This window comes from Winogradskya consettensis (assembly GCF_018332715.1).
Lineage (GTDB): Bacteria > Actinomycetota > Actinomycetes > Mycobacteriales > Micromonosporaceae > Actinoplanes > Actinoplanes consettensis.
Genome location: NZ_BOQP01000050.1, coordinates 88,134 through 112,526 on the forward strand (window position 1 = coordinate 88,134; position 24,393 = coordinate 112,526).

Below are 24,393 nucleotides of genomic sequence, written 5' to 3' on the forward strand. Positions count from 1 at the left end.
CACCCATGGCTGAAGACGCGTTCGTCATCTCCGCCTCGATGATCCCGTTCGGCAAGTACCGCAGCTCCTCGTACGTGGGCCTGGCCGTGTCGCCGCTCATCGACGCCCTCCAGCGAGCGGGCGTCCAGAAGTCCGATGTCGATGCGGTCTACGTGGGTCACTCCTACGGCGGCATGATGACCGGCCAGCGGATCACCAAGGAGATCGGTCTGGGCACGGTCCCGACCGTCAACGTCGACAACGCCTGCTCGAGTGGGGCGACGGCGGTGCACGAGGCCGCGACGGCGATCGCCCAGGGCCTCATCGACGTCGCCGTGGTCATCGGCGTGGAGAAACTCACCCAGTTCGGCGGTGGAACGCTCCCGCTCTCCCCGGAGGACCGCGAGGTCAGACAGGGCATCGTGATGCCCGCGGTGTACGCGATGCGCGCCACCCGGTATCTGTACGAGAACGACGCCACCGTCGAGGACCTGGCGCTGGTCAGCGTGAAAGCCCGCCGCCACGGCGCCCTCAACCCGTTCGCGCAGTTCCGCAAGGAGGTCACCGTCGAGGAGGTGCTGGCCGCCCGCCCGGTCGCCGATCCTCTCACCCTGCTGATGTGCTGCCCGACCGGCGACGGCGCGGCGGTCGTCGTGCTCGCCTCCGAACGCGCCCGCAATCGCCTCGGCGCCGGGAAGTCCGCTCGTGTGGCCGCGTCGGTGCTGCACTCCGGCCAGGTCGCGGAGGGTTACCGCGACATGACCAAGCCGGAGATCACGTACCAGTCGGTCCGCGACGCGTACGCCGAAGCCGGCATCGAGCCGTGGGACCTCGACATGATCGAGTTCCACGACGCATTCTCGATCGCCGAACTCGTGTACTACGAGGCTTTCGGGCTCACCGAGAAGCAGAGCGCCGTCAGCCTGCTGCGCGACGGCCGCACCACGTTCGGCGGCGACGTCGTGGTCAACCCCAGCGGCGGCCTGCTCGCCAAGGGCCACCCGGTCGGCGCCAGCGGCGTTGCCCAGGTCGCCGAAGCGTTCTGGCAGGTCACCGGGCAGGCAGGGGCTCGCCAGATCCCGGATGCGCGATGGGCGGCGACCCACGTCACCGGCGGCGGCACCGCGGGCCTGGACCACGGCGCATGCACGGTGCACATCTTCGAGGCGGCATGAACGACCAGCCGCCCCTGGCCGGGGTCCGGGTCGTCGACCTGACCACGTTTCTGTCGGGGCCCTCCGCGACCCAGTTGCTCGGCGACCTCGGTGCCGACGTCATCAAGGTCGAGTCCCTGGACGGCGACTCCAGCCGCGCGATCGTGGGTCCGACCGTTCTCGGCGAGAGCGCCTACTTCCTGGCCAACAACCGCAACAAGCGCAGCATCGCGCTCAATCTGAAGGCGCCCCGCGGGCTCGAGGTCCTCAAGCGCCTCATCGCCGGGGCCGACGTCGTCATCGAGAACTTCCGGCCGGGTGTGACGGCACGACTGGGCCTGGACCCCGAAGCCGTCCTCGCGGAGCACCCGCGCCTGGTCTGGGCGTCGATCAGCGGCTTCGGTCAGGAGGGCGAACTGCGCGACCGCCCGGCCTACGACATGATCGTGCAGGCGATGAGTGGCGTGATGAGCCTCAACGGGCACCCGGGAGCACCGGCCGCGCGGCTCGGGATCCCGGCCGGGGACGTGGTAGCCGGCCTGTACGCCGTGATCGGTGTGCTCGCCGCCCTGCAAGCGCGCCATCAGAGTGGCCGCGGCCGGATCATCGATGTGTCGATGCTGCGCGGGCAGCTCGCGATGCTGTCCTATCAAGCGCTGTACACCAGCCTCAACGGCGTGGCCCCCGAACCCCAGGGCGCCGGCCACGACTCGATCGCCACCTACCGGTCCTTCCGGGCCGGCGACGGCCGTGAACTCGTGGTCACTGCCAACACGCCACGCATGTGGGAAGGCCTCTGCCGGGTTCTCGGCGTCGAGGAGCTCATCACCGACCCTCGTTTCGTGGACGCGGCGAGCCGGCTGCGGAACAAAGTGGCGTTGTGGGCCGTCCTGGAGGCTCAGTTCGCCCGGCGGCCCGCGGCCGAGTGGGTCGACGCGCTCTCCGCGGCCTCGGTTCCGGCCGCACCGGTGAAGAACGTCCTCGAGGCGCTCACCGATGCCCGCGCTGCCGGTGACGGCACCCTGGTCGAGGTGACGAGCGACGAGGCGTCGTTCGAGAACGTCGCGACACCCATCCGGTTCGTGGGTACGCCCACCGCCGCGCCGGCCTATCCGCCGTCGCTCGGCGCCGACACGGCCAGCATCCTGATCAGCGAGCTGGGGTTCGCGGAGTCCGAGGTCGAGTCGATGATCGCGGACCGGGTGGTGTTCGCCGACTCGCTCGCCGAGCGGGTCGCCTGAGAACGGCTCACGACTGCCGCAAGACCCGGGGGTTGTGCACAACGAGGTGCGCAGCCCCCGACCCATCGTCAGAGCAGTTGCCGCAAGGCCCCGACGATGACCGTGCCCGGCTCCCCGGCCAGGAGCCGGCGACGCGCCTGATTCAGCGCGCGTACCCAGTTCACCGTGACCACGCCGCATGCCGCACCCTCGGCGTCCAGGTGGACGACGGCGGTCCTGCCGGACTCCTCGAGGTCCCCGACGACGACCGACGTGCCCCGGGGGTCGCGCCAGCCCACCGCGTTGACCTTCCAGTCGTACTGGTCGGACCAGACGTAGTCGGACGATGCGTAGGCTGCAGCGGTCCCCCGCGCGATCGCAGTGGCGACGTAGCGCGCCTGATCGCCGGCGTTGGTCCAGTGCTCGGCCCGGACCGCCTGGGCACGCCCGGCATGCGGCCAGCGGGCGACATCGCCGATGGCGTACACGTCGGCGGCGCCGACAGCCCGCAGGAACTCGTCGGTCACGACGCCGTTGTCGAGTGTGAGCCCCGAGCCGGCCAGCCATGCGGTCGCCGGGACCGAACCGATACCCACCACGGCGGTGGAGGCCTCGAGGTGCTCGCCGGTGCTCAGCTCGACGCGGAGGTCACCCGCGCGGCCCTCGATCCCGACGACGCCAGCCCCGAACCGTGTCTGCACACCGTTTCGCAGGTGCAGGCCGACCAGGCTGCCGGCGATCTCCGGCCCGACCAGCCTTGCCATCGGCTCCGGGACCGGGTCCACGACGACCACCGGGCATCCGTAGTGGACCGCGGCCGCGGCGATCTCAGTGCCGATGAAACCACCGCCCACGACGACCACGGGCTCCTTCAGCGCCAGGCGACCGGCGATCATGCGCGCGTCGTCCAGGGTCCGCAGCTGGTGGACGCCGGATCCGGGGTCCCAGGGCGAGGGCCGCGCCGCGGCGCCCGTCGCGATGACCAGCACGTCATAACCGACCTCGGAGCCGTCGGCGAGGCGGACGAGCTTGGCCGCGGTGTCCAGGCCGATCGCAGCGGTGCCCGAGCGGTACTCGATGGCGAGGTCCTCGAGCTCCGTGGCGGCAACAAGCCGGACCTCGTCGATTGCGGATGGCGTCCAGTCGCTCGTGAGCAGGGCTTTCGACAGCGGCGGCCGATCGTACGGCAGCCCGCTCTCGGCACCGATGAGGGTGACACGGCCGGTGTGCCCGAGGGTGCGAAGTCCCTGGGCGGTCCGGGTGCCGGCCAGGGAGGCACCGACGATGACGACATGACGGTCAGGGGTGGCGTCGGTCATGGGCTCTGACCCTTCTGTCAGCGACGGTTCGGCACGACGATGGCTGCAGTCTTCCATTGAAGAGAACGAAAAACCGGTACAACGCAACGCCGGATCAATATTGTCAAGAGCAATATCGGGTGTCAATGAGAGTTCTACGGGGTTGCGACCGTGTTACTTGACATCACTTCGGCGCCACGAGATTCTGAGTGCGCCTTGCAACGGAACATCCGTTCTGTTGCATGCAACAGCTGGGAGAGGTGGATGCCCCCATGGCGGGAGCCGGACGCGTCGCGGTGGTCACGGGAGGAGCGGCCGGCATCGGCCGGTCGATCGCTGAGCGCCTGGCCGCGGACGGGTTCAAGGTAGCGGTTCTCGACATCGTCGAGGGCGCGGCCGAGGACGCGGCCGCGCAGATCACCGCAGCCGGCGGTGTCGCCCTCGGACTGCGCGCCGACGTCAGCGACCGCGAGCAGGTCGACGCCGCACTGGCAGCGGCCCGCTCCGAGCTCGGGTCGCTGAGCGTCGTCGTCGCCAACGCCGCCGTCGCCCTGCAACAACCGTTCCTGCAGATGACCCTCGAGCAGTGGAACAGCACGCTGGCGATCAACCTCACCGGCACGTTCAACGTGGTCCAGTCCGCGCTGCCCGACCTCGTCGATGCGGGCTGGGGACGGGTCGTGCTGATCTCGTCCTCGAGTGCTCAGCGGGGCGCCCCGAACATGGCGCACTACGCCGCCTCCAAGGGCGGCCAGATGGCGCTGACCAAGGCTCTCGCCATGGAGTTCGGCAGAAGCGGGGTCACCGTCAACACCGTCGCCCCCTCCGCGATCGACACGCCGAGCGTCCAGAAGAAGCGCGATGCCGGGAAGATGCCGTCGGCCGAGCAGATGGCCACGTTCATCCCCGTCGGGCGTACGGGCACCGGGCACGACATCGCAGCAGCTGTTTCCTACCTCGTCGCCGACGAGGCCTCGTACGTGACCGGCCAGACCGTCAGCGTCAACGGCGGCTCCTTCATAGGGTGATCCATGACCAAGCCTCGCATCACGCCCCGCCCCACCGACGACTGGACCGCTGAGGTCGACGACGCCTTCGCGGTGCTTCGCGCCCACGCACCCGGCGACCAGAGCGGCCCGCCGCAACGTCCGAAGGCCAACATCCTCGGCATCTACGCCTGGCATCCCGGCTTCGTCCGGGGCTGGATGCCCTTCTCCGACCACCTGCGCCACTCGACACTGCCCGATCGGGTACGCGAGATGGCGATCCTGCGGACGACGTGGCTAGGTTACGGCGAGTACGAATGGGCGCAACACGTCTGGATGAGCAAGGCGGCCGGATACCTGACGGAGAACGAGATCGCCGCCCTCTCCGAAGGCCCGGACGCCGCCGAGTGGTCGCCGGCCGACGCCGCGGTGGTGCGGGCCGTCGACGAGATGTGCACGGTGAAGAACGTCTCCGACGCCACCTGGAGTGAACTCGAGGCCCAGTTCACCCGGGAACAACTCATCGACTTCACCTTCACCGTCGGTACGTACGACATGCACTGCACCGCGTTCACCGTGCTCGGCCTCCAGCTCGACGAGGGCCTGACCGGATTCCCCGACGACCACCGGCGGGCCGGTTGAGCCGGCAGCCCGGGGCGCTGCGCTGGGCGGTGAAGCAGTCGTTCGTCCGCTACGTCCGGGTGCTCGCCGCCGGCACCTGCGAGACCTCCGGCGGCGCCGAGCTGCACCCGGGCGAGGTGATCGAGTTCCCACTGCTCGCCGCCGCCCGGGCCGGCGGGCGGTGGGAGCTGAACTTCGCCGGCGGCGTCCGTTTCATCGCCCATCACGGTGCTCTCGACGTCACCCTTTCCGGGCTGCGACTGGACCTCGGCCCCGACGGCGGCAGCATCAGCATCGCGGTGGGTGACAACCGCCTCACCATCGCGTCACTGCCGCCCAGCGAACCGGAAGAACGGGACAGATCACTGCGCTGGCAGGCTCTGCTACCGAGCCTCACCGAGGCGGGGGTCGAGGTCTTCGGCAGCGTGTACGCCGCGGGCATCGAGCTTGCGCCGCTCGACGCCGCCGTACCGATAGATTCTTAGGCTATGTCCCCGACCCCGCCCGAACGAGCAACGCGCACCGGCACCTCGCGGACCGGCGGTGAGCGCAAGAACATCCGGGGCGAAGCGACTCGCCAGCGGATCCTCACCGCCGCCGAGCGCCTGTTCGCCGAGAACGGCATCTCGGTGGTACCCCTCAGGGACATCGGCGTCGCCGCCGGGCAACGCAACCACGCCGCCGTCCAGTACCACTTCGGCGAACGCGACGAGGTCGTCAAAGCCATCATGGAATTCCGCGGCGCCCAGAGCGAGGCCAGTCGCGTGGACCTCGTGGCCGGCCTGATGCTCGGCGTGACCCCACCCACCGTCGTCGACGTGGTCGCCGCCTTCGTCCGGCCGCTCGCCATCCACATCGAGCCCGACAACTACTACCTGGCTTTCCTGTCGCTCTACATCACCGAGGAGGGCGGTTACGAAGGGCTGGGGAACGTCCACACCGGCGCATCGGTCATCACGCTGCGAACGGTCGTGAGCCGGCTCATCCCCGACATCCCCGCCGCGGTCCTCGAGGAACGCTGGTGGGTGACCCTGACCAGCGCCGTCCACGCCCTGGCGCGCTACCACGCCGCCCAGCGCAAACGAGCGTCCCTGCCCGCCCCGATCAACGTCCTCATCGACGACCTCGTGGCCGTACTCAGCGCCGGCCTCACCGCCCCCCTGGTCCAGGGCGACCCACGCACCGACGGGACCGTCTGACCGACCTAACGGCACGAGAGCCGGACGCGGCCCCGATGCGGGTCCGCGTGGGACGGCCCCTCGATATCCCCCACTCGGCCTACGGCTGCCGAGAATGGCCCGGAACGTAGGCCGAGCGAGGGGGTGCCGGTGCTCAGTGGGATCCGGCGGCCTCGCGGATGAGGTCGACGAGCGTGGCCGCCTCCGGGATGGCGACGGTGCGGGAGCCGCCGGCCAGTTCCACCGTGCGGCGGGACCCGGCCCGTTCGGCCATGAACCGGTGGGCGGCGACCGGGATGTTCAGGTCCTCGCTGCCGAACAGGAACCAGGACGGCAGCGACTACCAGGCCGGCTCGCCGGACGCCTCGTTGAGGGCGGCGTCGGTGATCGGCCGCTGGGTCCCCGCCATGACGGCCGCGCGCTCCGGTGACGAGTCGGCCGCGAACTGGTGGTGGTAACGGCCCTGCTGGATGTAAAGGTCGGTGCCGCCGTCGGGCAGCTTGACCGGTGCCAACGCCTCCCCCAGCGAGCTGCCGGGGAACTTCCCGGACAGCTCGGCGGCGCTCTCGCCCGCCACGGGGGCGAACGCCCCGACGAAGACCAGGCCGGTGACGTTCGTGCCGGCCACGGCGACGTTCGAGATCACCATGCCGCCGTACGAGTGGTCGACCAGCACGATGTCACCGTCGATCGCGCTGAGCACCGTACCCAGGTAGTCCGCGTCCTGCCGTACGCCGCGCAGCGGGTTGGCCACCGCCACCGCGGGATAACCGTCGTCCAGCAGCCGGGCGATGACACCGTCCCAGCTGGCCGATTCGGCGAAGGCGCCGTGCACGAGAACGATCGTGGGCTTGCCGGCGCCGGTCGTGGTGATGGTCATGAAAACTCCTCCAGGTTGTGGTTCTGACGACGGGGTCGTGGTTCTGGCGACCAGGCTGTGGTTCTGGCGACCAGGCTGTGGTTCTGGCGACCAGGCTGTGGTTCTGGCGACCAGGTTGTGGTTCTGGCGACTGGAGCCTTCGTGCGTCCGATCGGCGGCCCGGTCCTAAGTCACTCGACTGCCCATGTCACTGCGCGGCGAGGACCTGCGGCAGCTCGCGCCGGAGGGCCACGGCGATGGGCAGCACGGTGGCCGAACTGCCGGACGATCCGTCCATCCTCGACGAGACCGCGACCTACCTGCGGGACTTCAACACACTCGAGAAGCAGACGACCACGGCCGAGCAACTGTACGGCGCGATGCTGGACCGATACCCGAACCGCGCCAATCCCGGCTCACTGTGGGGCGGAGCATCGATCGCCGCCCACGGCCGCCACGGTTGAAAGAGCCGCAAATCGGGTTCGAATACCCCCTCAAAATGCTACGACCAGGCGAAATCCGCGAAGTTCAATCCGGCTCCGATAAAACCTTGTGATGATCTGCACCTTGAATTCCGGATCGCTTGCCGACCATAGTCATGACACAACAGTAAAGCCATTCACTATTGCCGTGGAGGAGGATTCTTGACCACCTCGAATGCCGAAGTGACGTCGGTTCGCGACCTTTACGACGCGGTCGCGGACGAGTACGACCAGATAACCCGTCACAACGACTACGATGAATGGGTTGGTCTCTACGCCGGTCTCATCGAGCGGCACGGCGCGCCGGGTGAACGGCTGCTCGACATCGGGGCCGGCACCGGTCAGGCATCCATCCGGCTGGCGGAAGCGGGCTTCGCGGTCACCGCCGTGGACATCTCCGCCGAGATGCTGCGCCAGGCGCGGGCCAAACCAGGCGCCGACGCGGTTCAGTTCGTCGTCACCGACCTGCGCGAGCTGCCCGACCTCGGAACGTTCGACGTAGCAGTGGCGCTGGGTGAACCGTTCGTCTACCTGGTCGGGGAAACCGAACTGGCCGCGGCGCTTCGCGGTGTCGCGCGCCTGCTGGCGGCCGGTGGTCTGCTCATCTTCGACCTGGTCACGGCGGGCTTCTGCCGCCGTTACCGCACGTACGTGGCGGTCGACGAGACAGCTGACCGGGTCACCGTCATCCGCGGAGCGGAGCCCCGGCAGGATCCCCGCGGCGCCGACTATCTGCTCGATCAATTCACCACGGACGACGGCGTGACATGGCGGCGCACAAGCCAGCGGCATTCATTCTCCTATTTCGCACCGGAGACGGTCGACCGCTTGTTGCGGGAAGCCGGTCTCGAACCGCTCGCGGTCCATGGCCTCCAACGGGGCGAATTGCAGGAAACCGCCGATGACGAAGCGCATCGGAAGCGATTCGTCGTCGCGCGCCGGCCGGCATAAGAGCCGAACCTTCCGGCGACGGTGCGGTTCGCCGGATCTCCGCTGGACAACGGTAGGGAGGTGCCTGATGAAGATCGCTGACTGGAAGGAGTAAACGGCGAGCAGCCGGACACTGTGCCCCTGGCCCGCATCGGCGGGCCAGGGGCACGCCACAGCGCGAGCCGGGAGAATGAGCACCATTGGTCACGAGGTTCTCAGTTCTGCTCGGCGACGCCAGGTTTCGCCGCTACTGGTCCGCCGGGAGTGTTTCGGCCGGCGGCGACGGCGTGTCGTCGGTTGCGGTACCGATGGCCGCAGCACTCCTGCTGCGAGCCGATCCGGCGCAGATGGGCTGGCTGACGGCGCTGACCTGGGTGCCGAGCGTGCTGTTCGCCATCCCGGCCGGCAACTGGGTCGCCCGCCACCACCGTCAACCGCTGGCGCCGATGATCAGTGCCGATCTGGTTCGCTGCGCGGCAATCGCGAGCATTCCCGTGGCCTGGTCGACGGGAGCCTTGAGCCTTACCCTGCTCAGCGTGGTCACGCTGGTCGTCGCCACCGCGTCGGTGTTCTTCTCCGTGGCGGACGCGGCAGTGTTTCCGGCCATCGTCGCCGAGGGCCGGGTCGTCGCCGGCCAATCGCTGGTCTACGGCGCGCGCACCGTGGCCAATACAGCGGGATCGGGAGCGGGTGGCCTGCTGGTGTCCCTGGTGGCGGCGCCGCTCGTGGCCGCCGCGGACGCGTTGTCGTACCTCTGGTCGGCCGTCATGCTGGCACGGGTAGGGCGCCCGCGATCGGTACCGGTCGGGCCGCCCCCTTCGAGGATCTCGGCGGCCGGTATGCGTTTCCTGCTGGCCACTCCACCCCTGCGAGCCGCGCTGGGCGTCACCACCACGGCGAACTTCTTCAACCTCATGTTCCACGCTCTGCTGGTGCTCTTCCTCACCCGTACGCTGCGCCTGTCGCCGGCAGTCACGGGTCTGGTGTTCGCCGCCGAAGCGGCCGGAGCGTTTCTCGGTTCGGCTTTCACCCCGGCCATCGCCGATCGGCTGGGCCGGCTACGCAGCCTGATGGTCGGGAGCCTGGCGATGGGAGTACCACTGCTGGTCTTTCCGTTGTCCCACGGGAGCCCGGCGGTGACGGTGACGGTCCTGGTCGCAGGGTCGTTCGGGTCCGGGATCGGGCGGGCGCTCCAGGACATCAGCGTTGCCGCGATCTTCATGACAACGGTGCCGGAGCCGATGCGTTCCCCGGTGCGGGGCGCCTACCAGGCGATCAGCCACGGTGTGCGGCCGCTCGGCGCGCTGCTCGGCGGATTCGCCGGTCAATGGCTCGGCCTGCGCGCGGCCGTCGCCGTGGCGGTCGCCGGTGGCCTGCTCGCCTTTCTGTGGACGCTGACGAGCTCACGGCACAAGACCTGACCCGGTGACTCGAACCACCGGGTCAGGAGAAGAAGAGCAGGCGGACCAGCGCCGCCAGCCCCACGATCACGATGATCGTGCGCAGCAGCAGGGGGGAGAGGCGTCGCCCGACCCGGGCGCCGGCGACGCCGCCCAGGGCGGAGCCGACCGAGATGAGCAGGACGACCGTCCAGTTCACCGAGTGCCACGAGACCGCCATGAAGGTGATGGCGGCTACCGCGTTGACGACGGTGGTGAGCAGGTTCTTCAGCCCCGTGATCGACTGCAGGGTGGCGGTGGTGAGCACGCTGAGCAACCCGACCAGCAGGACCCCCTGCGCCGCCCCGAAGTAGCCCCCGTAGATCCCGAGCACGTACACCCCGGCGACGATCGCGGCCCGGTAGTGCGGCCCCGGACCGGCCGCTTCCAGCGGGTCGGCCGTCGTCGCGACGGCGGGGAGGCCGGTGCGTCGACGACGCGCGGCCCGCTGGATGGCCGGACCCCAGACGACCATGACCAGGCCCACGACGATCAGGACGGGAACGATGGCCTGGAAGGCCCCGGCAGGGAGGACCAGAAGTAGCAGGGCGCCGGAGATGCCGCCGAGGGCCGAGGCGGGCAGCAGGCGCTTGAGGGTGGCCGCACGACCGGCCAGCTCGGAGCGGTAGCCGAGGGTGCCGGTGATGCCGCCACCGACCAGGCCGATGTTGTTGGAGACGTTCGCGACCAGGGGCGAATAGCCGAACAGCAACAACACCGGGAACGTGACCAGCGTGCCGGAGCCGACGACCACATTGATCATGCCGGCCCAGAAACCGGCGGCCAGGATGGCCAGCGCCTGCAGCACGTACGAATCCTCCTGACTCCGAGCGGTGATCGATGACCGGAGCCCCACCCTAGTAGGCCCGGCGGACGGGGTTGACGGGGTTCTCGGGCAGGTATCGATCCAGATCTTGACAGGAAAGATTGCCGGGGGAAACACTGACGAAACTTGTGGTGAGAGCGCTCTCTTCTCAATGTCTGCGAACCGGGTAAAGCTCACTCCCCCACTATCCAGCTGCGTTCCCCCTGCCCATCCCCTCGTCATTCGGGCAGGCATCAGAGAAGAAGGTAGGACGGCAATGAAAGCTGTCTCTCGACGGCGCCGCCGCGGCATGCTCGCGGCGATGGTGCTGGTCGTAGTCGCGTCGCTCGGTGTGGCCGGCGCCAATCAGTTCGCCTCGGCCGCCACCGTCACGGGTAACACCATCGCCGGGCCGGGCGGCAAGTGCGTCGACGTCAGTGGCGACGACACCGGCGCCAACGGCACGGCGGTCCAGCTCTGGGACTGTCAGACCACCAGCGTCGACCAGCACTGGACCCTCAACGGCACCGCACTCACCACGCTCGGCCGCTGCCTGGACGTGGCCAGCGGTGGCACCGGCAACGGCACGCAGCTGCAGCTCTGGGACTGCAACGGCACCGGCGCGCAGCAGTGGGTCCAGCAGACCAACGGCGCCCTGAAGAACACGCAGTCGAACCGCTGCGTGGACGCGCCGTCCGGTGCCACCGCCAACGGCACGCGTCTGCAGATCTGGGACTGCAACGGTAGTGCCGCCCAGGTTTTCACCCTCACCGCGGGGACGGCCAACCCGGGAACGTGCCCGACGTATTCCGACACGCCGGATCTAGGCCCGAACGTGCACTTCTACGACCATTCGATGTCCGACGCCGCCATTCAGTCGTCGCTGGACAGCATTTTCAACGCGCAGAAAGATACGAACTCGGCGCAATTCGGCACCCGTCGCGACGCGGAGATCTTCAAGCCGAGCACCACGCCGTACAACGTCGGCGCGAACATCGGCTTCAACACCTCGATCCTCGGTGCCGGGCAGAACCCCGATGACGTACGCATCAACGGTGCCGTCACCGTCGACGCGTTCAACGCCAGCGACGCCGGCAACGCGACCCAGAACTTCTGGCGCTCCGCGGAGAACATGTCGATCAACACCCTCGGCGGCGCCGACCGCTGGGCCGTTGCCCAGGCCGCCCCGTTCCGCCGGATGCACGTCATCGGCGGGCTCGACCTCTACCCGGCCAGCTACGGCTGGGCCAGTGGCGGCTACATCTCCGACACGAAGGTCGACGGGACCGCCGAATCCGCCTCGCAGCAGCAGTTCTACACCAAGGACAGCACGCTGGGAGCCTGGAGCGGCTCCAACTGGAACATGGTGTTCTCGGGCACCAACGGCGCCCCCGCGACCAACTTCAACACCGCCGCGGCCGGTCCCCGCTACACGACGCTGGCCACCACACCGGTGTCGCGTGACGTGCCCTACTTCTACATCGACTCCGCGGGCAAGTACCGGGTGTTCCTGCCCGCCCTGCGCACCAACGCCTCGGGTCCGAGCTGGGCGAGCGGAAGCACCCCGGGCAGCTCCCTGCCGATGAGCAACTTCTACGTGGCGCGCCCCGGTGACTCGGCGGCCACGATCAACACGGCGCTGGCCAGCGGGTGCAACCTGTTCTTCACCCCGGGCATCTACCACGTCAACCAGACCCTGCACGTGACCAAGGCGAACACGGTGGTGCTCGGTATCGGCTACCCGACCATCATCCCGGACAACGGGGTCAACGCCATGGACGTCGCTGACGTCGACGGCGTACGACTCAAGGGATTGCTTTTCGACGCCGGGACCACCAACAGCGACACACTGCTCAAGGTGGGCCTCACCAAGTCGGGCACCTCGCACGCCGGCAACCCCACCACCGTGCAGGACGTGTTCTTCCGCATCGGCGGCATGGTGGCCGGTAAGGCCACCAACAGCCTGGTCGTCAACACCAACAACACGATCGTCGACCACACCTGGGCCTGGCGTGCCGATCACGGCGCCGGCATCGGCTGGACGGTGAACACCGCGGACAACGGGCTCACCGTCAACGGTGACAACGTGCTCGCGACGGGGCTGTTCGTCGAGCACTACCAGAAGAACGAAGTCGTCTGGAACGGCGCCAACGGCAGGGTCGTCTTCTTCCAGAACGAGATGCCCTACGACCCGCCGAACCAGGCCAGCTGGATGAACGGCTCACAGAACGGTTACCCGGCACTCAAGGTCGCCGCCGGAGTCAGCACCTTCGAAGGCTGGGGACTCGGCAGCTACTGCTTCTTCAACGTCAACAACGCGGTGTCCTCGGCGCGCGCCTTCGAGGTACCCACGGTTGCCGGAGTGAAGCTGCACGACATGGCGGCCGTGTCGCTCGGCGGTATCGGCACCATCTCGCACATCGTCAACGACACCGGCGCTGCCGCCAACTCCAGCAACAACAACTCCTACCTGGTCAACTTCCCGTAGGTCACCAGCACTTCCGGCCATGAACCGCCGTGGGCGGGCCCGCACGATCGGGCCCGCCCACGGCGCCGTTCTGCCGCTCCCGAGCCGATCCCGATAGGATGGGGCCATGAAAAAGCCCCTCGTCGTCGCGGTCGTCGTCATCGGCCTCGGGGCTGCCGCGTCGCTCAACTCCATCGGGGTCGCGGCCGCGGATCAGCAGCCCGTTCCGGCTGTGGTCGCCTCCACGGCGGTTGCGAGCGTCACCGTGCAAGCACCTCCGGCGATCAAGGACAGCGACCCGTCCCTCACGTACGGGCAGGACGGCCGCATCGTCACCGTCACCCGCAAGTCCACCCCGGTGGCCACCGTGACGCTCGCCTCGGCCACCTGGTCGGCCCACTCCGCCACGGCCGTCCTCACGGTCACCGCCACACGCCCGATCATCGTCGACCCGGCGATGTTCACCCTCTACGACGCCGAGGGCTGGGAGAACCAAGCACAGCAGAGCAAGCCCGTACGGTTCGGCGGCGGCACCGCCTCGCTCACCCTGACCTTCACCGGCACCCCCGCACGACCCGAAGCCCTGGGCTGGGTGCCGCAACCCGACGGGGATGCCGTCGCCGTGTGGGAACGAGGCTGAGACTCCGCCGCCGGTCAGCCCTCTCCGAGCGGCCCGGCGCGAACGATGCGCACGGCCTCTTCCAGCGGCGTCTCCCACGGCAGCATGTCGCGCAGGATCCACGTCACCCCGGCCGATTCGTACGCGGAAACCAGCTCGGTGCGCTCGCGCGGCAGCGCCCGGCTGACGATGACGTCATACGGCCCGTCGCTCGTACGATGCCGGCTGATGTAGTCGATCATCGTGCGCGCGGACTGCGGTGAGGAGGGAAGAATAGAGAAGCCGTCATCACGCAGGTCCATCTCGACGGGTGCGGCACCGTCCCACCGCGCGGCCCGGCGGAACGGCCGCTTGTTCGGCCAGTAACCGGCTATCCACACCGGGATGTGATCCTGCACCGGTCGCGGCAGGAACGTGGTCTCCCGCACGTTGTAGTGCTCACCGGTGAACGCGAAAGGCTCGCCGGTGCAGAGACCACGCACGATGCTCAGGCACTCGTCGAGCTTGCCGGCCCGCACCCGGGCGTCGCCGTCCTCGCCGAACTGCTCGAACTCCGCTTCCCCGGAGAAGCCGAGACCGGCGCCGAGGATCATCCGGCCTCCCGAGAGGTGATCGAGAGCGACGACCTCGCGCGCAACCTTCCAGGGCCGCCGGCGTGCGAGCTGGGCGACCATGGTCCCGATCCTGACCCGCTCGGTTGTCGCCGCGATCGCGGCCAGCACGATCCACGGATCCGTCACCGGAGGCTGGGTCCGCACGTCGAAGACCAACGAGTCCCACACGAACACGGCGTCCCAGCCCGCCCGCTCGGCGTCCTGCGCCAGCTCCACCAGCACACGCGGGTCGGCGTACTCACCGATCACCGGCAGATTGATCGCGTACCGCATGGATCCGACCCTACGCCTGGCCGGCGCACTCAGCGCACCATCGAGAATTGGCGATGGACCAGGGCTGTGGCCTCGGCCGGAGGCAGCGGCCGATAGAAGTAGAAGCCCTGACCCACCGTGCAACCCATGTCGATCAGGGCCGCCGCCTGAGCGGCCGTCTCGATACCCTCGGCCACGACGGACATCTTGAACGCTCCACCCAGGTGAACCACCGCCTCGCACACCGAGCGGGCCTCGGCGTCGTCGGCGATGCCGGTCACGAACGAGCGGTCGATCTTCAGTACGGTGACCGGCAGGCTGCGCAGGTAGCTCAAGGCCGAGAAGCCGGTGCCGAAGTCGTCGACCGCCAACTCGATGCCAAGATCACGCAGAGCCTGCAAGCGGCTGATGGTCGGCGGGTCAGGCTGAAGGATGACACTCTCGGTTATCTCGAGGGTGAGCCGGTCGGCCGGGAAACCGGTCTCGGCCAGGATGTCCTCGACGGTCTGCACCAGGTCGGCCTGAGCCACCTGCTTCGGTGACAGGTTCACCGACATCCGCAACGCGCCGGCGCCGGGGATCGCCGCACGCCAGGCGGAGGCTTCCCGGCAGGCCGCCCGCAGCACCCACGTGCCCAGCGGCACGACCGCGCCCGTCTCCTCAGCCAGATCGATGAACGCGCCGGGGCCCAGCAGCCCACGGGTCGGATGGTTCCAGCGGACCAGTGCCTCGGCGCCGCGCAGGACGCCGGTGGTCAGGGCTACCGCGGGCTGGAAGTACACCACCAGCTCGTCGTTGGCCACCGCGTGGCGCAACTCGGTCTCGCGCGCCTTGGTGTCCAACACATCCGAGTAGTATTCGAAGCGGCCCCGGCCGGCGCGTTTCGCCGCGTACAGGGCGGTGTCGGCCTGTTGCAGCAGCGTCTCACCGGAGGCGTAGGGGTCGTCGCGCACCACCACGCCGATGCTCGCCCCGACCATGAGCACGTGTTCACCGAAGATGACCGGCGTCCGCAACTGCTCCAGCAGGCGATCAGCGACCACGCCCGCGGTCTGCGGGGACGGCAGATCTTGCACGATGACGGTGAACTCGTCGCCACCGAGACGCCCGGCCAGGTCACCGCCGCGCAGCACGGCCCGCATGACGTCGGCTGCGGCGACCAGCACGGCGTCGCCCGCTTCATGGCCGAACGTGTCGTTGATGGGTTTGAACCGGTCGAGGTCGACGAGCATGATCGCGGTGTGCCGCCCCGGACGGATCGGCTGGCCCGCGACCTGATCCAGGCGCTCGCTGACCAGGGTGCGGTTGGCCAGACCGGTCAGCCCGTCGGTCACCGCCATTTCCCGGTTGTCACGCAGCGTGTGCATCTGGCGGGCCATCACCAGCAGAGTGAGCACGGCAGCACCGAGAATCATGCCACCGTACGGGTCGAGCGGCAGGTGCGACGACTGCTCGGCAAGCAGCAGGTACGCGGCGACGCTGGCCGCGTACGGAAGAATGAACACCGCGTTGCGGTCGCGGCGTCTCGGCGCCGGACGTCGTGGCCGGCGATACTGCCGATCGGCCGCCACCACCAACAGGAAGCAGCCGGCCAGCCACAATAGGTCAGGCCAGGAGCCACCGGAGAAACCGCCGTGCAACTGGATCCAGCTGTACGACACATCGGCGGCCACGGTCAGCGCGATCGACCCGGCGAGCAACCGGACCGGCGCGGGCACCTCCGGCTGATGGCGGCGCAGCAGGGCGGTCGACATGGCCAGCACGAGCAGCAGATCGCCGATCGGCAGCGCAGCGGTGAACGAGCGCTCCCAAAGCGTCATGCCGGGCGCGACGAGTATCGGGCCGAGCAGCAGATACCAGATGGCGATGAAACCGCCGGCGCCGACGATCAGCGCATCCAGCGCCAGCCGCTGTCGATCCCGGCGGCGCCGATACTGACCGGGCAGCATCAACAGGCCGGCGAACATGAGCGGTGAGAACAGCAGGAAGCAGTAGTCGGCGGTCGTCGGGTAGCCGGAGACATGGGTGACGTGGCTCTGGATGAACCAGGAACAATGCGCTGCCAGCTGACAGGCGAAGGCCACGGTGATCACCCGCCAGGCCCGCCGGGTCCGAGGTTCCTGCCGTTTCGACCACGCCACCCGGACGGCCAGCACGGTAAAGACGACCGCCAGCGGGATGTACGTGGCGTCGGTGACCAGTGTGCTGACCTCGGGCCCGCCCCATCCCCCGAGAAACCAGGCCTGTTGCACGACGAGCAGGACCGCGCAGGCGAGCACCCCCGCGGCGGCCGCCGGACCGGTCCGGATCCACGTCAACATCACCACCCTGTTCGGCGGCATCGCAGCGATCGTGAGTAGTTTCACGCCGCTGAAACCTCAGGTCACGCTCCTGTACCCGGGAAGGGCGGCTGTTGCGGGACTACCAGGCGACGATGCCTTGGCGGCTGGGCTGCATGGTGCCCAGTTTCAGCGACGACATGGCGATGTCGGGGCGGTTGGGGTCCGGGAAACCCTCCAACGTGACGACCTCGCCCCGGTCGGAGGGCTCGAGGCTGCCACGCATGGTGTTACCGGCCGCGCATTCGTTACGGTCGCACGCCTGCCACTTGATGCCCTGGAACGCGCCGGTGCCCGGCTTGAGCAGGATCTCGACCGGCTCGCCGGGCTCGTTGACAGAGCTGGTCGGCACGTCGATGCGCGAGTCGGTGGGGTCGTAGAGGCTGAGATGTATGCGCCCGTCGACACGGCAGGCGGCGTTCGAGGTGTTCTTGATCGACACGAGGCCCTTCTGCGTGCCGAGCGCCGCCGGGTTCTCGCCCTGCGCGGTGACCGAGACCGAAATGTCGGTGTCGCGGCACTTCGGGGCCGCCGGTGTCCTGCTCACCGCTGGTGCCTCAACCAGACCCGCATCGTCATCGGTCGAGCTTGGTCCGGACGCCGAAGGCGCGGGCCCGGGCGCCGAGGCCGGCTCCTCGCCCAGGACGAGATCGCGCGCCGGAGTGAAGGCGAACACGACGGAGGCGACGGCGAGCACACCGAGCACGGACAACAGGGGCGCGAGCCACCTCGAGACAGTCCCGGTCCGGCGATCTCCTGCTTGATCATGTCCGGTACGCAGCGCCGCCCGGGCCGCCTGCTGCAGTTCTGGCCGGCCGGTCCCGGAAACCGTCGTGGCAGCGCCCGCGGCGACCAGTTCCTCCAGCAGTTCGAAGGCGGTAGGCCGCCGTTCCGGCTCCTTCGCCAGAGCACGCGCGACCAGATCATGAAGTGGTTGCGGCAGACCGTCCAGCTTCGGCGGCCGGGTCAGGATCGCGCCCGCCGTCGCCGCGGCCGTGTCACCTCCGAACGGCGTACGACCCGTACCCGCATAGGTGACGACGACACCCCACGCGAACACGTCCGCTGCGGGCCCGATCCGGCTCGAGTCCGCGTCGAACCGCTCCGGCGCCATGTACGCGACCGTGCCGACCATCTGGTCGGTGCCCGTGTGCTGGCTGGTGGCCTCGAATGCCCGCGCGATTCCGAAATCGATCACCTTCGGGTTGCCCAGGGCGAAGAGTACGTTGGCCGGCTTGAGATCGCGGTGGATCACCCCGGCACCATGGATCGCGGCCAGCGCGGTGGCCACGCCGACCGCCACGCTGTGCAGGCTTCCCCCGCTCAGTGGCCCCTGACCGGCGACGATCTCCTGCAGGCTGGGCCCATCCACGAACTCCGTGACCAGGTAGGGCAACTCGTGGTCGAAATCCGCGTCCAGCAGCTCAGCCGTGCAGAACGGAGGCACCTGGCGAGCACGGTTGACCTCACTGCGGAAGCGGGCACGGAACTCGTCCTCGTACGCGAGCTCAGGTTTGACGACCTTGATCGCAACCGGTCGTCCCTGCGGCCCGTGACCGAGATAGACCGTGCCCATGCCGCCCTGCCCGAGGCGCGCGGAAAGGCGGTAATCGCCAAGAACCCGAGGATCGGAGGGCCGCAGCGGAGTCTTCATCGGACCCGCGTCCGGCTGCCGTCCGCGATACCAATCATCGCCGCGACGATACTACGGGCACGGCGCGGACGCCGGGCTTGACCTCCGTCCAATGAAAACCCTCCGCCGACGACCGACCACCCGGAGAAAGGCGACCGACCACCCGGAGAAAGGCGACCGACCACCCGGAGAAAGGGACGGCGAGGCCGGTGCACCCGTCAAGCAGTTGATCGCCGGCCTCTGTTGATCCGGTGCCGGTTCACGAGGATCGCCGTGGCTGTGGCCACCGTCGCCCAGCCGAGCAGGATCGCCGGCATCAGCATCGCGGCCGGGCCGGCGTCGGCAATCACCGCTACAGCCAGCGGGTGACTCGACGGCGGCGCGGCCAGCCCCACCGTCAGGATGAATGTGGCGGGCTGGAAAACAATGGTCACGACGGCGGTCAGCAATGCGCCTCTGCGAACAAGCTGTCCGATCGCCGTCCCGATGAGTGCCCATAGCGGGAAACAGGCGAGGCTCGCCCCTAAACACCAGAGCACCGCGTGATCGGACAGCATGGTCGGGTCGGGTGCCACACTCGGGTATCCATGGGTACGCATGGCGCGTATGCCGGCGACGATCGCCACCATCTCGTTGCCGACACCGAGCACCACGCCGGTCAGGACCGCCTGGACGGCCGTCGCGGGGCGGTAGGCTCCCGAGCGGGTGAGACCAACCAGGCCCCGGTGACCGCCGCGACGAGTTGCCCGAACCAATGTCCGGCTGTGTAGACGTGCACCGCCAGGTCACGGTGATACTCCAGCCGTTGCGGATCCGACTGCGGGTCGTAGTAGGCGAGGTACTCACCGACAGCGACGTTCAGCGGAGTCGCCAACGCGGTCCACGCCAACAGCCCACCGACGATGGCTACTGCACCCCACCGCGGCATGCCACCCATAGTGACACCGCAACACAAACCGGTCACCGCGCAGGCCGCCGCAATGCGGAGCACGGCGACTCCCCGGCTGCCATCGGTGGGCACCGGCAACACCGATCAGGGGCGGCGGTTACGCTGGGTCAACAGCAACCCGAGGAGCGGCTGCAGATGATCAACGTTCAGGAATTCGCCCGGCGGCTCAGCACCCTCGGAGGCGATGAGTTCACCATCGACGACATCGTGGACCTGGCGACCGCTGCCGAAGTCCGCATCAACGCTGACCTCGAGATCAACGCCGATCTGGCGCAGCGCCTGCTCGACGGCATCTCACCTCCGGTGTCGATCACAGGGGCGCAGATCGTGGCGTCGCAGTGGCCGGTACCGATCTCCTCCCGGCCTGCCGCGCCCACGGTGACGTTCTCCAGTCCCGGTGCCGTGGATGGCCCCTCTGATCAGGTGACCCGAGGCCGCAGCTCGAGGCCTGCGCACAACGGCCGGCGACCAGGCCCTCGACGAACTGGCAGGTAAGACACCTGTCCTCCCGCCGGGATCCGTCCGCTTCGGACAGCCTGACGATGACGGCTCGGGGCACATTTCTTGCCTCCTGTTACGTCGAGCGGAACAGGTGGCCGAGGCCGATCAGGCTCGGTCATCGCCGGTGCAGCAGGCAGAATTCGTTGCCTTCGGGGCCGGCGAGCACCGTGAAGCCCTCGTCGCCGTTCTGGCCGACGTCCGCACGGGTTGCGCCCAGCGCCAGCAGCCGGGCCACCTCCGTCTCGATGTCGCCGTCAGCGGCGATCAGGTCGGGATGGTTGCGGTTCTTGCCGGTTTTCGGCCCGATCTGGACCCCGCTCATCCCGTCCACGATGCCGCCGGAGCAGGTCGCCGAGTTCGCCCCGGCGTACGTGCTGCTGGCCTCCGACGAAGCCAGCTACATCTCCGGCGCTGTGCTCCCGGTGACCGGCGGCAAACCGATCCTCTGACCACCACCCGGGAGGGCTGCATGCGGGCTCAGGTGACCTTCGTCGGTAACGCCACCACTGTTCTGGAACTGGGCAGCTTCACCCTGCTCACCGACACGAGTGGAGCCGCGGCCGGGAACGGCTGCGGGTCACCGCCGTTCCCGGGCGGCACGGTCCCGGTGTCGTCGACAGGCTTCTTCCCGATGTCATGGGCTCGGTCCTGACCCTGGCCCGTGCCGAAGGGCTGACCGGCATCCAGCCGATCGAACGCGGACACACCATCGAACTGCCTCTGCACGCGCGACCGGAGACAGCATGACAAAGCCTGCGACCGCACCCCGGGTGACGACCGCCGGCCTCGGAGCCTGGCTGATCAAGGGCAACGCCGATCAGGCCGACCTGGCCGGGCGGTTCGCCGCCGATCCGCGGGTGACCCGATGGTGCGTCCAGCCCGGTTACCGCGCCCGGCTCATGCAGGCCGGTCAGCCCGTGCTGTTCTGGGCCAGCGGCAGCCGGCGACGAGACCTGGCGTACGGAATCTGGGGGCTCGGTGTCCTGACCGGCCCGGCCCGGCAGGATCCGGACGACGGCCGGTGGAAAGCGTCCCTGGACCTGACCATCGCACCACCCACCGCCTGGGTGAGCAGGCAGACGATCCGGGCCAACGCCGCGCTGGCAGAGCTGGAGGTGTTACGCCAGCCGCAAGCAGCCAACCCCTCCTTCGTCACCGGCGAGCAGTTCACGGTCGTCCGCTGGTATCTGTCCGCCGAATCCTGACGTTTGTCCGGACTGATGCCGGGTAGCCGCTCAAAGTCCGAACAGCTTTGAAGGGAACTCGCGCAGCATGGATCCGCACAAGCCCGTAGAGATTGTCAAGGACATCGTCGAGGCCGCCGCGACCAAGGTCAGTGACGCCCTCACCCCGGACGTCCCGGGGTCGCCCGGCAGCGGCACACCCACTGTCGAGGAGCCGACCACCCCGCAAAGCCCGTTGCCGCCCAAGGCGGAGCAGGGCAGTCCGGACAGGCGTACGCCCACCGGCGCAGCCACCGATGTCCCCGCCCCCGCCGTCGGCCAGCAGGGCGCCTCCCTCACCACGGCGCACGGCGTCCGGCTGCGCGACACCGACCACTCGCTGAAAGCCGGACCGCGGGGCCCCCTGCTGATGCAGGACCACCACTTCCGCGAGAAGATCACCCACTTCGATCACGAGCGCATCCCCGAGCGGGTGGTCCATGCCCGCGGGACCGGCGCCCACGGCGTCTTCACCAGCTACGGCACCGGCGCGGCGGTCACCCGGGCCGGTTTCCTGGCCAAGGGCAAGGAAACCCCGGTGTTCGTACGCTTCTCCACCGTCCTCGGCTCCCGCGGCTCGGCCGACACCGTCCGCGACACCCGTGGCTTCGCGACCAAGTTCTACACCGACGAGGGCACCTTCGACCTGGTCGGCAACAACATCCCGGTGTTCTTCATCCAGGACGCCATCAAGTTCCCGGACATCATCCACGCGGGCAAACCCCACCCCGACCGCGAGATCCCGCAGGCACAGAGCGCCCACGACTCGTTCTGGGACTTCGTCTCCCTGCACACCGAGGCTCAGCACCACACCATGTGGAACATGTCCGACCGCGGCATCCCCCGCTCGTACCGCACGATGGAGGGCTTCGGCGTCCACACCTTCCGGATGATCAACGCGGCCGGGGAGACGGCGCTGGTCAAGTTCCACTGGAAGCCCAAACTCGGCGTCCACTCCCTGACCTGGGAGGAAGCCCAGCTGCTGAGCGGTGTCGACCCCGATTTCCACCGCCGCGACCTCTACGACGCGATCGAGGCGGGCGCCTTCCCCGAGTGGGAGCTCGGTCTGCAGATCTTCCCGGACAACGCCGAGGAGACCTTCGCCGGCATCGACCTGCTCGACCCCACGAAGATCGTCCCCGAGGAACTCGCCCCGGTGCAGCCGGTCGGCAAGCTGGTCCTCAACCGGACACCGACCAACTTCTTCGCCGAGACCGAGCAGGTCGCCTTCCACCTCGGCAACCTGCCGCCGGGCATCGACGTCACCAACGACCCGCTGCTGCAGGGCCGCCTCTTCTCCTATGTCGACACCCAGCTGACCCGGCTCGCCGGTCCCAACTTCCCGCAGATCCCGATCAACCGCCCGCACGCCCCCGTCAACGACATGCTGCGTGACGGCTTCCACCAGCACGCCGTGCACGCCGGCGTGGCACCGTACCGGCCGAACTCGCTCGACGGCGGCAACCCCTTCCTCGCCGGCGACGCCGAGAACGCGTTCCTGGACGTGCCTGTCACCGTCACCGAAGCACCCAAGATCCGCGCGAACCCGGCCTCGTTCGATGACCACTACAGCCAGGTCCGGCTGTTCTGGTTGAGCATGACGCCGGTCGAGAAGCAGCACATCATCAACGCCTACACCTTCGAGCTCAACAAGTGCTACGAACAGGCGATCAAGGAACGCCAGCTGCGGAGCCTGGCGAACATCGACCCCGTGCTCTGCCAGCAGGTCGCCACCGGCCTGGGCCTGCCGACCCCCGAGCCCACCATCGCACTGCCCGACGTCGAGCCCAGCCCCGCACTGTCCCAGCTCGGCCACACCTGGCCGGGCGACGGCCGCACCATCGGCATCGTCGTCGACCCCGACGGCGACCTCGACGGTCTCGGTGAACTCCAGCGAGCGGTGTCCGCCGCCGGCATGGTGCCACTGCTGATCGCCCCGCACGGCGGCCTGGTCGGTGGCCTGCCCGTGCAGCGAACGTTCGCCACGGCCCGGTCCGTGGAGTTCGACGCGGTCCTGTTCGCGGGGGCTCCGGTCCCCGCCCCGGACGCGCTGCCCGGCCGTGACGCCAAGGCCGGCACCGCGACCGTCACGCGCGCGATCGATCCGCGGGTGCTGCTGCTGGCCGACGAGTGCTGGCGGCATGCCAAGACCCTGGGCGCCTGGGGCGCCGGCACCACCGTGCTGCAGGGATCGGGCATCGCCGGCACCCCCGGCGTTGTCAGCGGCGGGACCGGCGTGGAGACGTTCGCCGAGGTGCAGCAGCTGCTGGGCGCACACCGGGTCTGGGAACGGTTCCCGGCCGCGATCGCCTGACCGGCCCGAGGTGCGAGGCCTGCGTCGCCGTCCGATGGCGGCGCAGGCCTCGTACCGGCCCTCACCCGGGACAGCGTTATCGATGATCACCGGGATGCATGCGCGGCCCCTGCTCTGGGTATGGGCTGAATATGAGTTCACCGATCGATGAGGACGCGCCTGCATTGGCGACCGTTGCAGCCAGATCGGTCGGGCTGCTGAGCGACGCGACCGGACCGGAAGTCGGGTATCCGGGTCTGACCGGCACCGATGACGTCGAGGACGTGCTGGCCGCGCTGAACCGGATGGCCGGGGACCTGGAGCAGACCGCGACCCAGCTCACGCACTATCTCGAGGACGAGTTCGCCGCAGGGAACCTCACCCCGGAGCCCGGCTCGATCGACCAGAACGCTCCCACCGTCGCGGCCGCCAGGAAGGCTCTGACCGATGTCCAAGAGAACGCTCAGAACCTGACTCGGCTTCTGACCACGGCCGAGACCGCGATGCTCGCGCTACGGCCCGGCAACTGACGCAGGAGAGCCCAGGTTGAGG

Annotated in this window: 25 protein-coding genes; 16 read left to right on the top strand and 9 right to left on the bottom strand. The window is 68.8% G+C overall.

Going from position 1 to position 24,393, the window contains the following annotated elements:
- Window positions 1-5: 5 nt before the first annotated feature.
- Together Aco04nite_RS39675 and Aco04nite_RS39680 are read left to right on the top strand one after the other, a co-directional pair.
- On the top strand, window positions 6-1,154 hold the full coding sequence (locus Aco04nite_RS39675) for a thiolase family protein (RefSeq protein WP_213002390.1): 1,149 nt from the start codon (window positions 6-8) through the stop codon (window positions 1,152-1,154).
- A complete protein-coding gene (locus Aco04nite_RS39680; RefSeq protein WP_213002391.1) occupies window positions 1,151-2,374 on the top strand; it encodes a CaiB/BaiF CoA transferase family protein in 1,224 nt (407 codons plus the stop codon). Before Aco04nite_RS39675 ends, Aco04nite_RS39680 begins: the two co-directional genes overlap by 4 nt.
- A 68-nt stretch (window positions 2,375-2,442) precedes the next feature.
- Here the strand turns inward: Aco04nite_RS39680 and Aco04nite_RS39685 are convergent, their stop codons facing one another.
- The gene (locus Aco04nite_RS39685; protein WP_213002392.1) at window positions 2,443-3,672 is read right to left on the bottom strand and encodes an NAD(P)/FAD-dependent oxidoreductase; all 1,230 of its coding nucleotides are present in this window, start codon (window positions 3,670-3,672) and stop codon (window positions 2,443-2,445) included.
- A gap of 221 nt (window positions 3,673-3,893) precedes the next feature.
- On the opposite strand from Aco04nite_RS39685, the gene Aco04nite_RS39690 reads away from it, so the two are divergent.
- From Aco04nite_RS39690 to Aco04nite_RS39705, 4 genes are read left to right on the top strand one after another with little or no spacing between them, the layout of a single operon-like run.
- Complete coding sequence (locus Aco04nite_RS39690; protein ID WP_213002393.1) at window positions 3,894-4,679, top strand: SDR family NAD(P)-dependent oxidoreductase; 786 nt, start codon at window positions 3,894-3,896, stop codon at window positions 4,677-4,679.
- Window positions 4,680-4,682: 3 nt separating this feature from the next.
- Window positions 4,683-5,279: a carboxymuconolactone decarboxylase family protein gene (locus Aco04nite_RS39695; RefSeq protein ID WP_213002394.1), complete on the top strand. Its 597-nt coding sequence runs from the start codon at window positions 4,683-4,685 to the stop codon at window positions 5,277-5,279.
- Window positions 5,276-5,743, top strand: a complete 468-nt coding sequence (locus Aco04nite_RS39700; RefSeq protein WP_213002395.1) for an HtaA domain-containing protein — start codon at window positions 5,276-5,278, stop codon at window positions 5,741-5,743. Before Aco04nite_RS39695 ends, Aco04nite_RS39700 begins: the two co-directional genes overlap by 4 nt.
- 3 nt (window positions 5,744-5,746) lie before the next feature.
- Window positions 5,747-6,457 (top strand): TetR/AcrR family transcriptional regulator, encoded by a 711-nt coding sequence (locus Aco04nite_RS39705; RefSeq protein WP_213002396.1) that lies wholly within the window; start codon window positions 5,747-5,749, stop codon window positions 6,455-6,457.
- Window positions 6,458-6,776: 319 nt separating this feature from the next.
- Here the strand turns inward: Aco04nite_RS39705 and Aco04nite_RS39710 are convergent, their stop codons facing one another.
- Window positions 6,777-7,316: an alpha/beta fold hydrolase gene (locus Aco04nite_RS39710; RefSeq protein WP_244876646.1), complete on the bottom strand. Its 540-nt coding sequence runs from the start codon at window positions 7,314-7,316 to the stop codon at window positions 6,777-6,779.
- Window positions 7,317-7,552: 236 nt separating this feature from the next.
- Here Aco04nite_RS39710 and Aco04nite_RS39715 point away from each other — a divergent pair, with 236 nt between their 5' ends.
- The 3 genes from Aco04nite_RS39715 to Aco04nite_RS39725 all read left to right on the top strand — a co-directional run bounded on the left by Aco04nite_RS39715 (window position 7,553) and on the right by Aco04nite_RS39725 (window position 10,128).
- Window positions 7,553-7,759, top strand: coding sequence for a hypothetical protein (locus Aco04nite_RS39715; RefSeq protein WP_213002397.1), 207 nt, complete (start codon window positions 7,553-7,555; stop codon window positions 7,757-7,759).
- A gap of 180 nt (window positions 7,760-7,939) precedes the next feature.
- Window positions 7,940-8,728, top strand: coding sequence for a class I SAM-dependent DNA methyltransferase (locus Aco04nite_RS39720; RefSeq protein WP_213002398.1), 789 nt, complete (start codon window positions 7,940-7,942; stop codon window positions 8,726-8,728).
- Window positions 8,729-8,907: 179 nt separating this feature from the next.
- Complete coding sequence (locus Aco04nite_RS39725; RefSeq protein WP_213002399.1) at window positions 8,908-10,128, top strand: MFS transporter; 1,221 nt, start codon at window positions 8,908-8,910, stop codon at window positions 10,126-10,128.
- Between the two features lie 22 nt (window positions 10,129-10,150).
- On the opposite strand, the gene Aco04nite_RS39730 is transcribed toward Aco04nite_RS39725, so the two are convergent.
- Window positions 10,151-10,954 (bottom strand): sulfite exporter TauE/SafE family protein, encoded by an 804-nt coding sequence (locus Aco04nite_RS39730; RefSeq protein WP_213002400.1) that lies wholly within the window; start codon window positions 10,952-10,954, stop codon window positions 10,151-10,153.
- Window positions 10,955-11,228: 274 nt separating this feature from the next.
- Here Aco04nite_RS39730 and Aco04nite_RS39735 point away from each other — a divergent pair, with 274 nt between their 5' ends.
- Entirely contained in the window at window positions 11,229-13,439 is a 2,211-nt protein-coding gene (locus Aco04nite_RS39735; protein ID WP_438874981.1) for a pectate lyase-like domain-containing protein, read from the top strand.
- Window positions 13,440-13,545: 106 nt separating this feature from the next.
- A complete protein-coding gene (locus Aco04nite_RS39740; protein WP_213002401.1) occupies window positions 13,546-14,058 on the top strand; it encodes a putative periplasmic lipoprotein in 513 nt (170 codons plus the stop codon).
- 14 nt (window positions 14,059-14,072) lie between these two features.
- Here the strand turns inward: Aco04nite_RS39740 and Aco04nite_RS39745 are convergent, their stop codons facing one another.
- From Aco04nite_RS39745 to Aco04nite_RS39765, 5 genes are all read right to left on the bottom strand, one after another.
- Window positions 14,073-14,924 carry an LLM class flavin-dependent oxidoreductase gene (locus tag Aco04nite_RS39745; RefSeq protein WP_213002402.1) on the bottom strand — a complete coding sequence of 284 codons (852 nt, stop codon included), beginning with the start codon at window positions 14,922-14,924 and terminating at the stop codon, window positions 14,073-14,075.
- A 29-nt stretch (window positions 14,925-14,953) separates the two neighbouring features.
- Complete coding sequence (locus Aco04nite_RS39750; RefSeq protein ID WP_244876647.1) at window positions 14,954-17,245, bottom strand: putative bifunctional diguanylate cyclase/phosphodiesterase; 2,292 nt, start codon at window positions 17,243-17,245, stop codon at window positions 14,954-14,956.
- A 79-nt stretch (window positions 17,246-17,324) separates the two neighbouring features.
- Window positions 17,325-18,896, bottom strand: coding sequence for a protein kinase domain-containing protein (locus tag Aco04nite_RS39755; RefSeq protein WP_213002403.1), 1,572 nt, complete (start codon window positions 18,894-18,896; stop codon window positions 17,325-17,327).
- A gap of 197 nt (window positions 18,897-19,093) precedes the next feature.
- The gene (locus Aco04nite_RS39760) at window positions 19,094-19,528 is read right to left on the bottom strand and encodes a hypothetical protein (RefSeq protein ID WP_213002404.1); all 435 of its coding nucleotides are present in this window, start codon (window positions 19,526-19,528) and stop codon (window positions 19,094-19,096) included.
- Between the two features lie 5 nt (window positions 19,529-19,533).
- Window positions 19,534-19,803, bottom strand: coding sequence for a hypothetical protein (locus tag Aco04nite_RS39765; protein WP_213002405.1), 270 nt, complete (start codon window positions 19,801-19,803; stop codon window positions 19,534-19,536).
- Between the two features lie 156 nt (window positions 19,804-19,959).
- Between Aco04nite_RS39765 and Aco04nite_RS39770 the strand changes: the two genes are divergently transcribed.
- Entirely contained in the window at window positions 19,960-20,319 is a 360-nt protein-coding gene (locus tag Aco04nite_RS39770) for a hypothetical protein (RefSeq protein ID WP_213002406.1), read from the top strand.
- A 121-nt stretch (window positions 20,320-20,440) separates the two neighbouring features.
- Here the strand turns inward: Aco04nite_RS39770 and Aco04nite_RS39775 are convergent, their stop codons facing one another.
- On the bottom strand, window positions 20,441-20,647 hold the full coding sequence (locus Aco04nite_RS39775; protein WP_213002407.1) for a VOC family protein: 207 nt from the start codon (window positions 20,645-20,647) through the stop codon (window positions 20,441-20,443).
- Window positions 20,648-20,794: 147 nt separating this feature from the next.
- Between Aco04nite_RS39775 and Aco04nite_RS39785 the strand changes: the two genes are divergently transcribed.
- From Aco04nite_RS39785 to Aco04nite_RS39800, 4 genes are all read left to right on the top strand, one after another.
- Window positions 20,795-20,977: a hypothetical protein gene (locus Aco04nite_RS39785; protein ID WP_213002408.1), complete on the top strand. Its 183-nt coding sequence runs from the start codon at window positions 20,795-20,797 to the stop codon at window positions 20,975-20,977.
- Window positions 20,978-21,068: 91 nt separating this feature from the next.
- Window positions 21,069-21,530, top strand: coding sequence for an EVE domain-containing protein (locus tag Aco04nite_RS39790; protein WP_213002409.1), 462 nt, complete (start codon window positions 21,069-21,071; stop codon window positions 21,528-21,530).
- 67 nt (window positions 21,531-21,597) lie between these two features.
- Entirely contained in the window at window positions 21,598-23,862 is a 2,265-nt protein-coding gene (locus tag Aco04nite_RS39795) for a catalase (protein WP_213002410.1), read from the top strand.
- 131 nt (window positions 23,863-23,993) lie between these two features.
- Window positions 23,994-24,371: a hypothetical protein gene (locus Aco04nite_RS39800; protein WP_213002411.1), complete on the top strand. Its 378-nt coding sequence runs from the start codon at window positions 23,994-23,996 to the stop codon at window positions 24,369-24,371.
- Window positions 24,372-24,393: the final 22 nt, after the last annotated feature.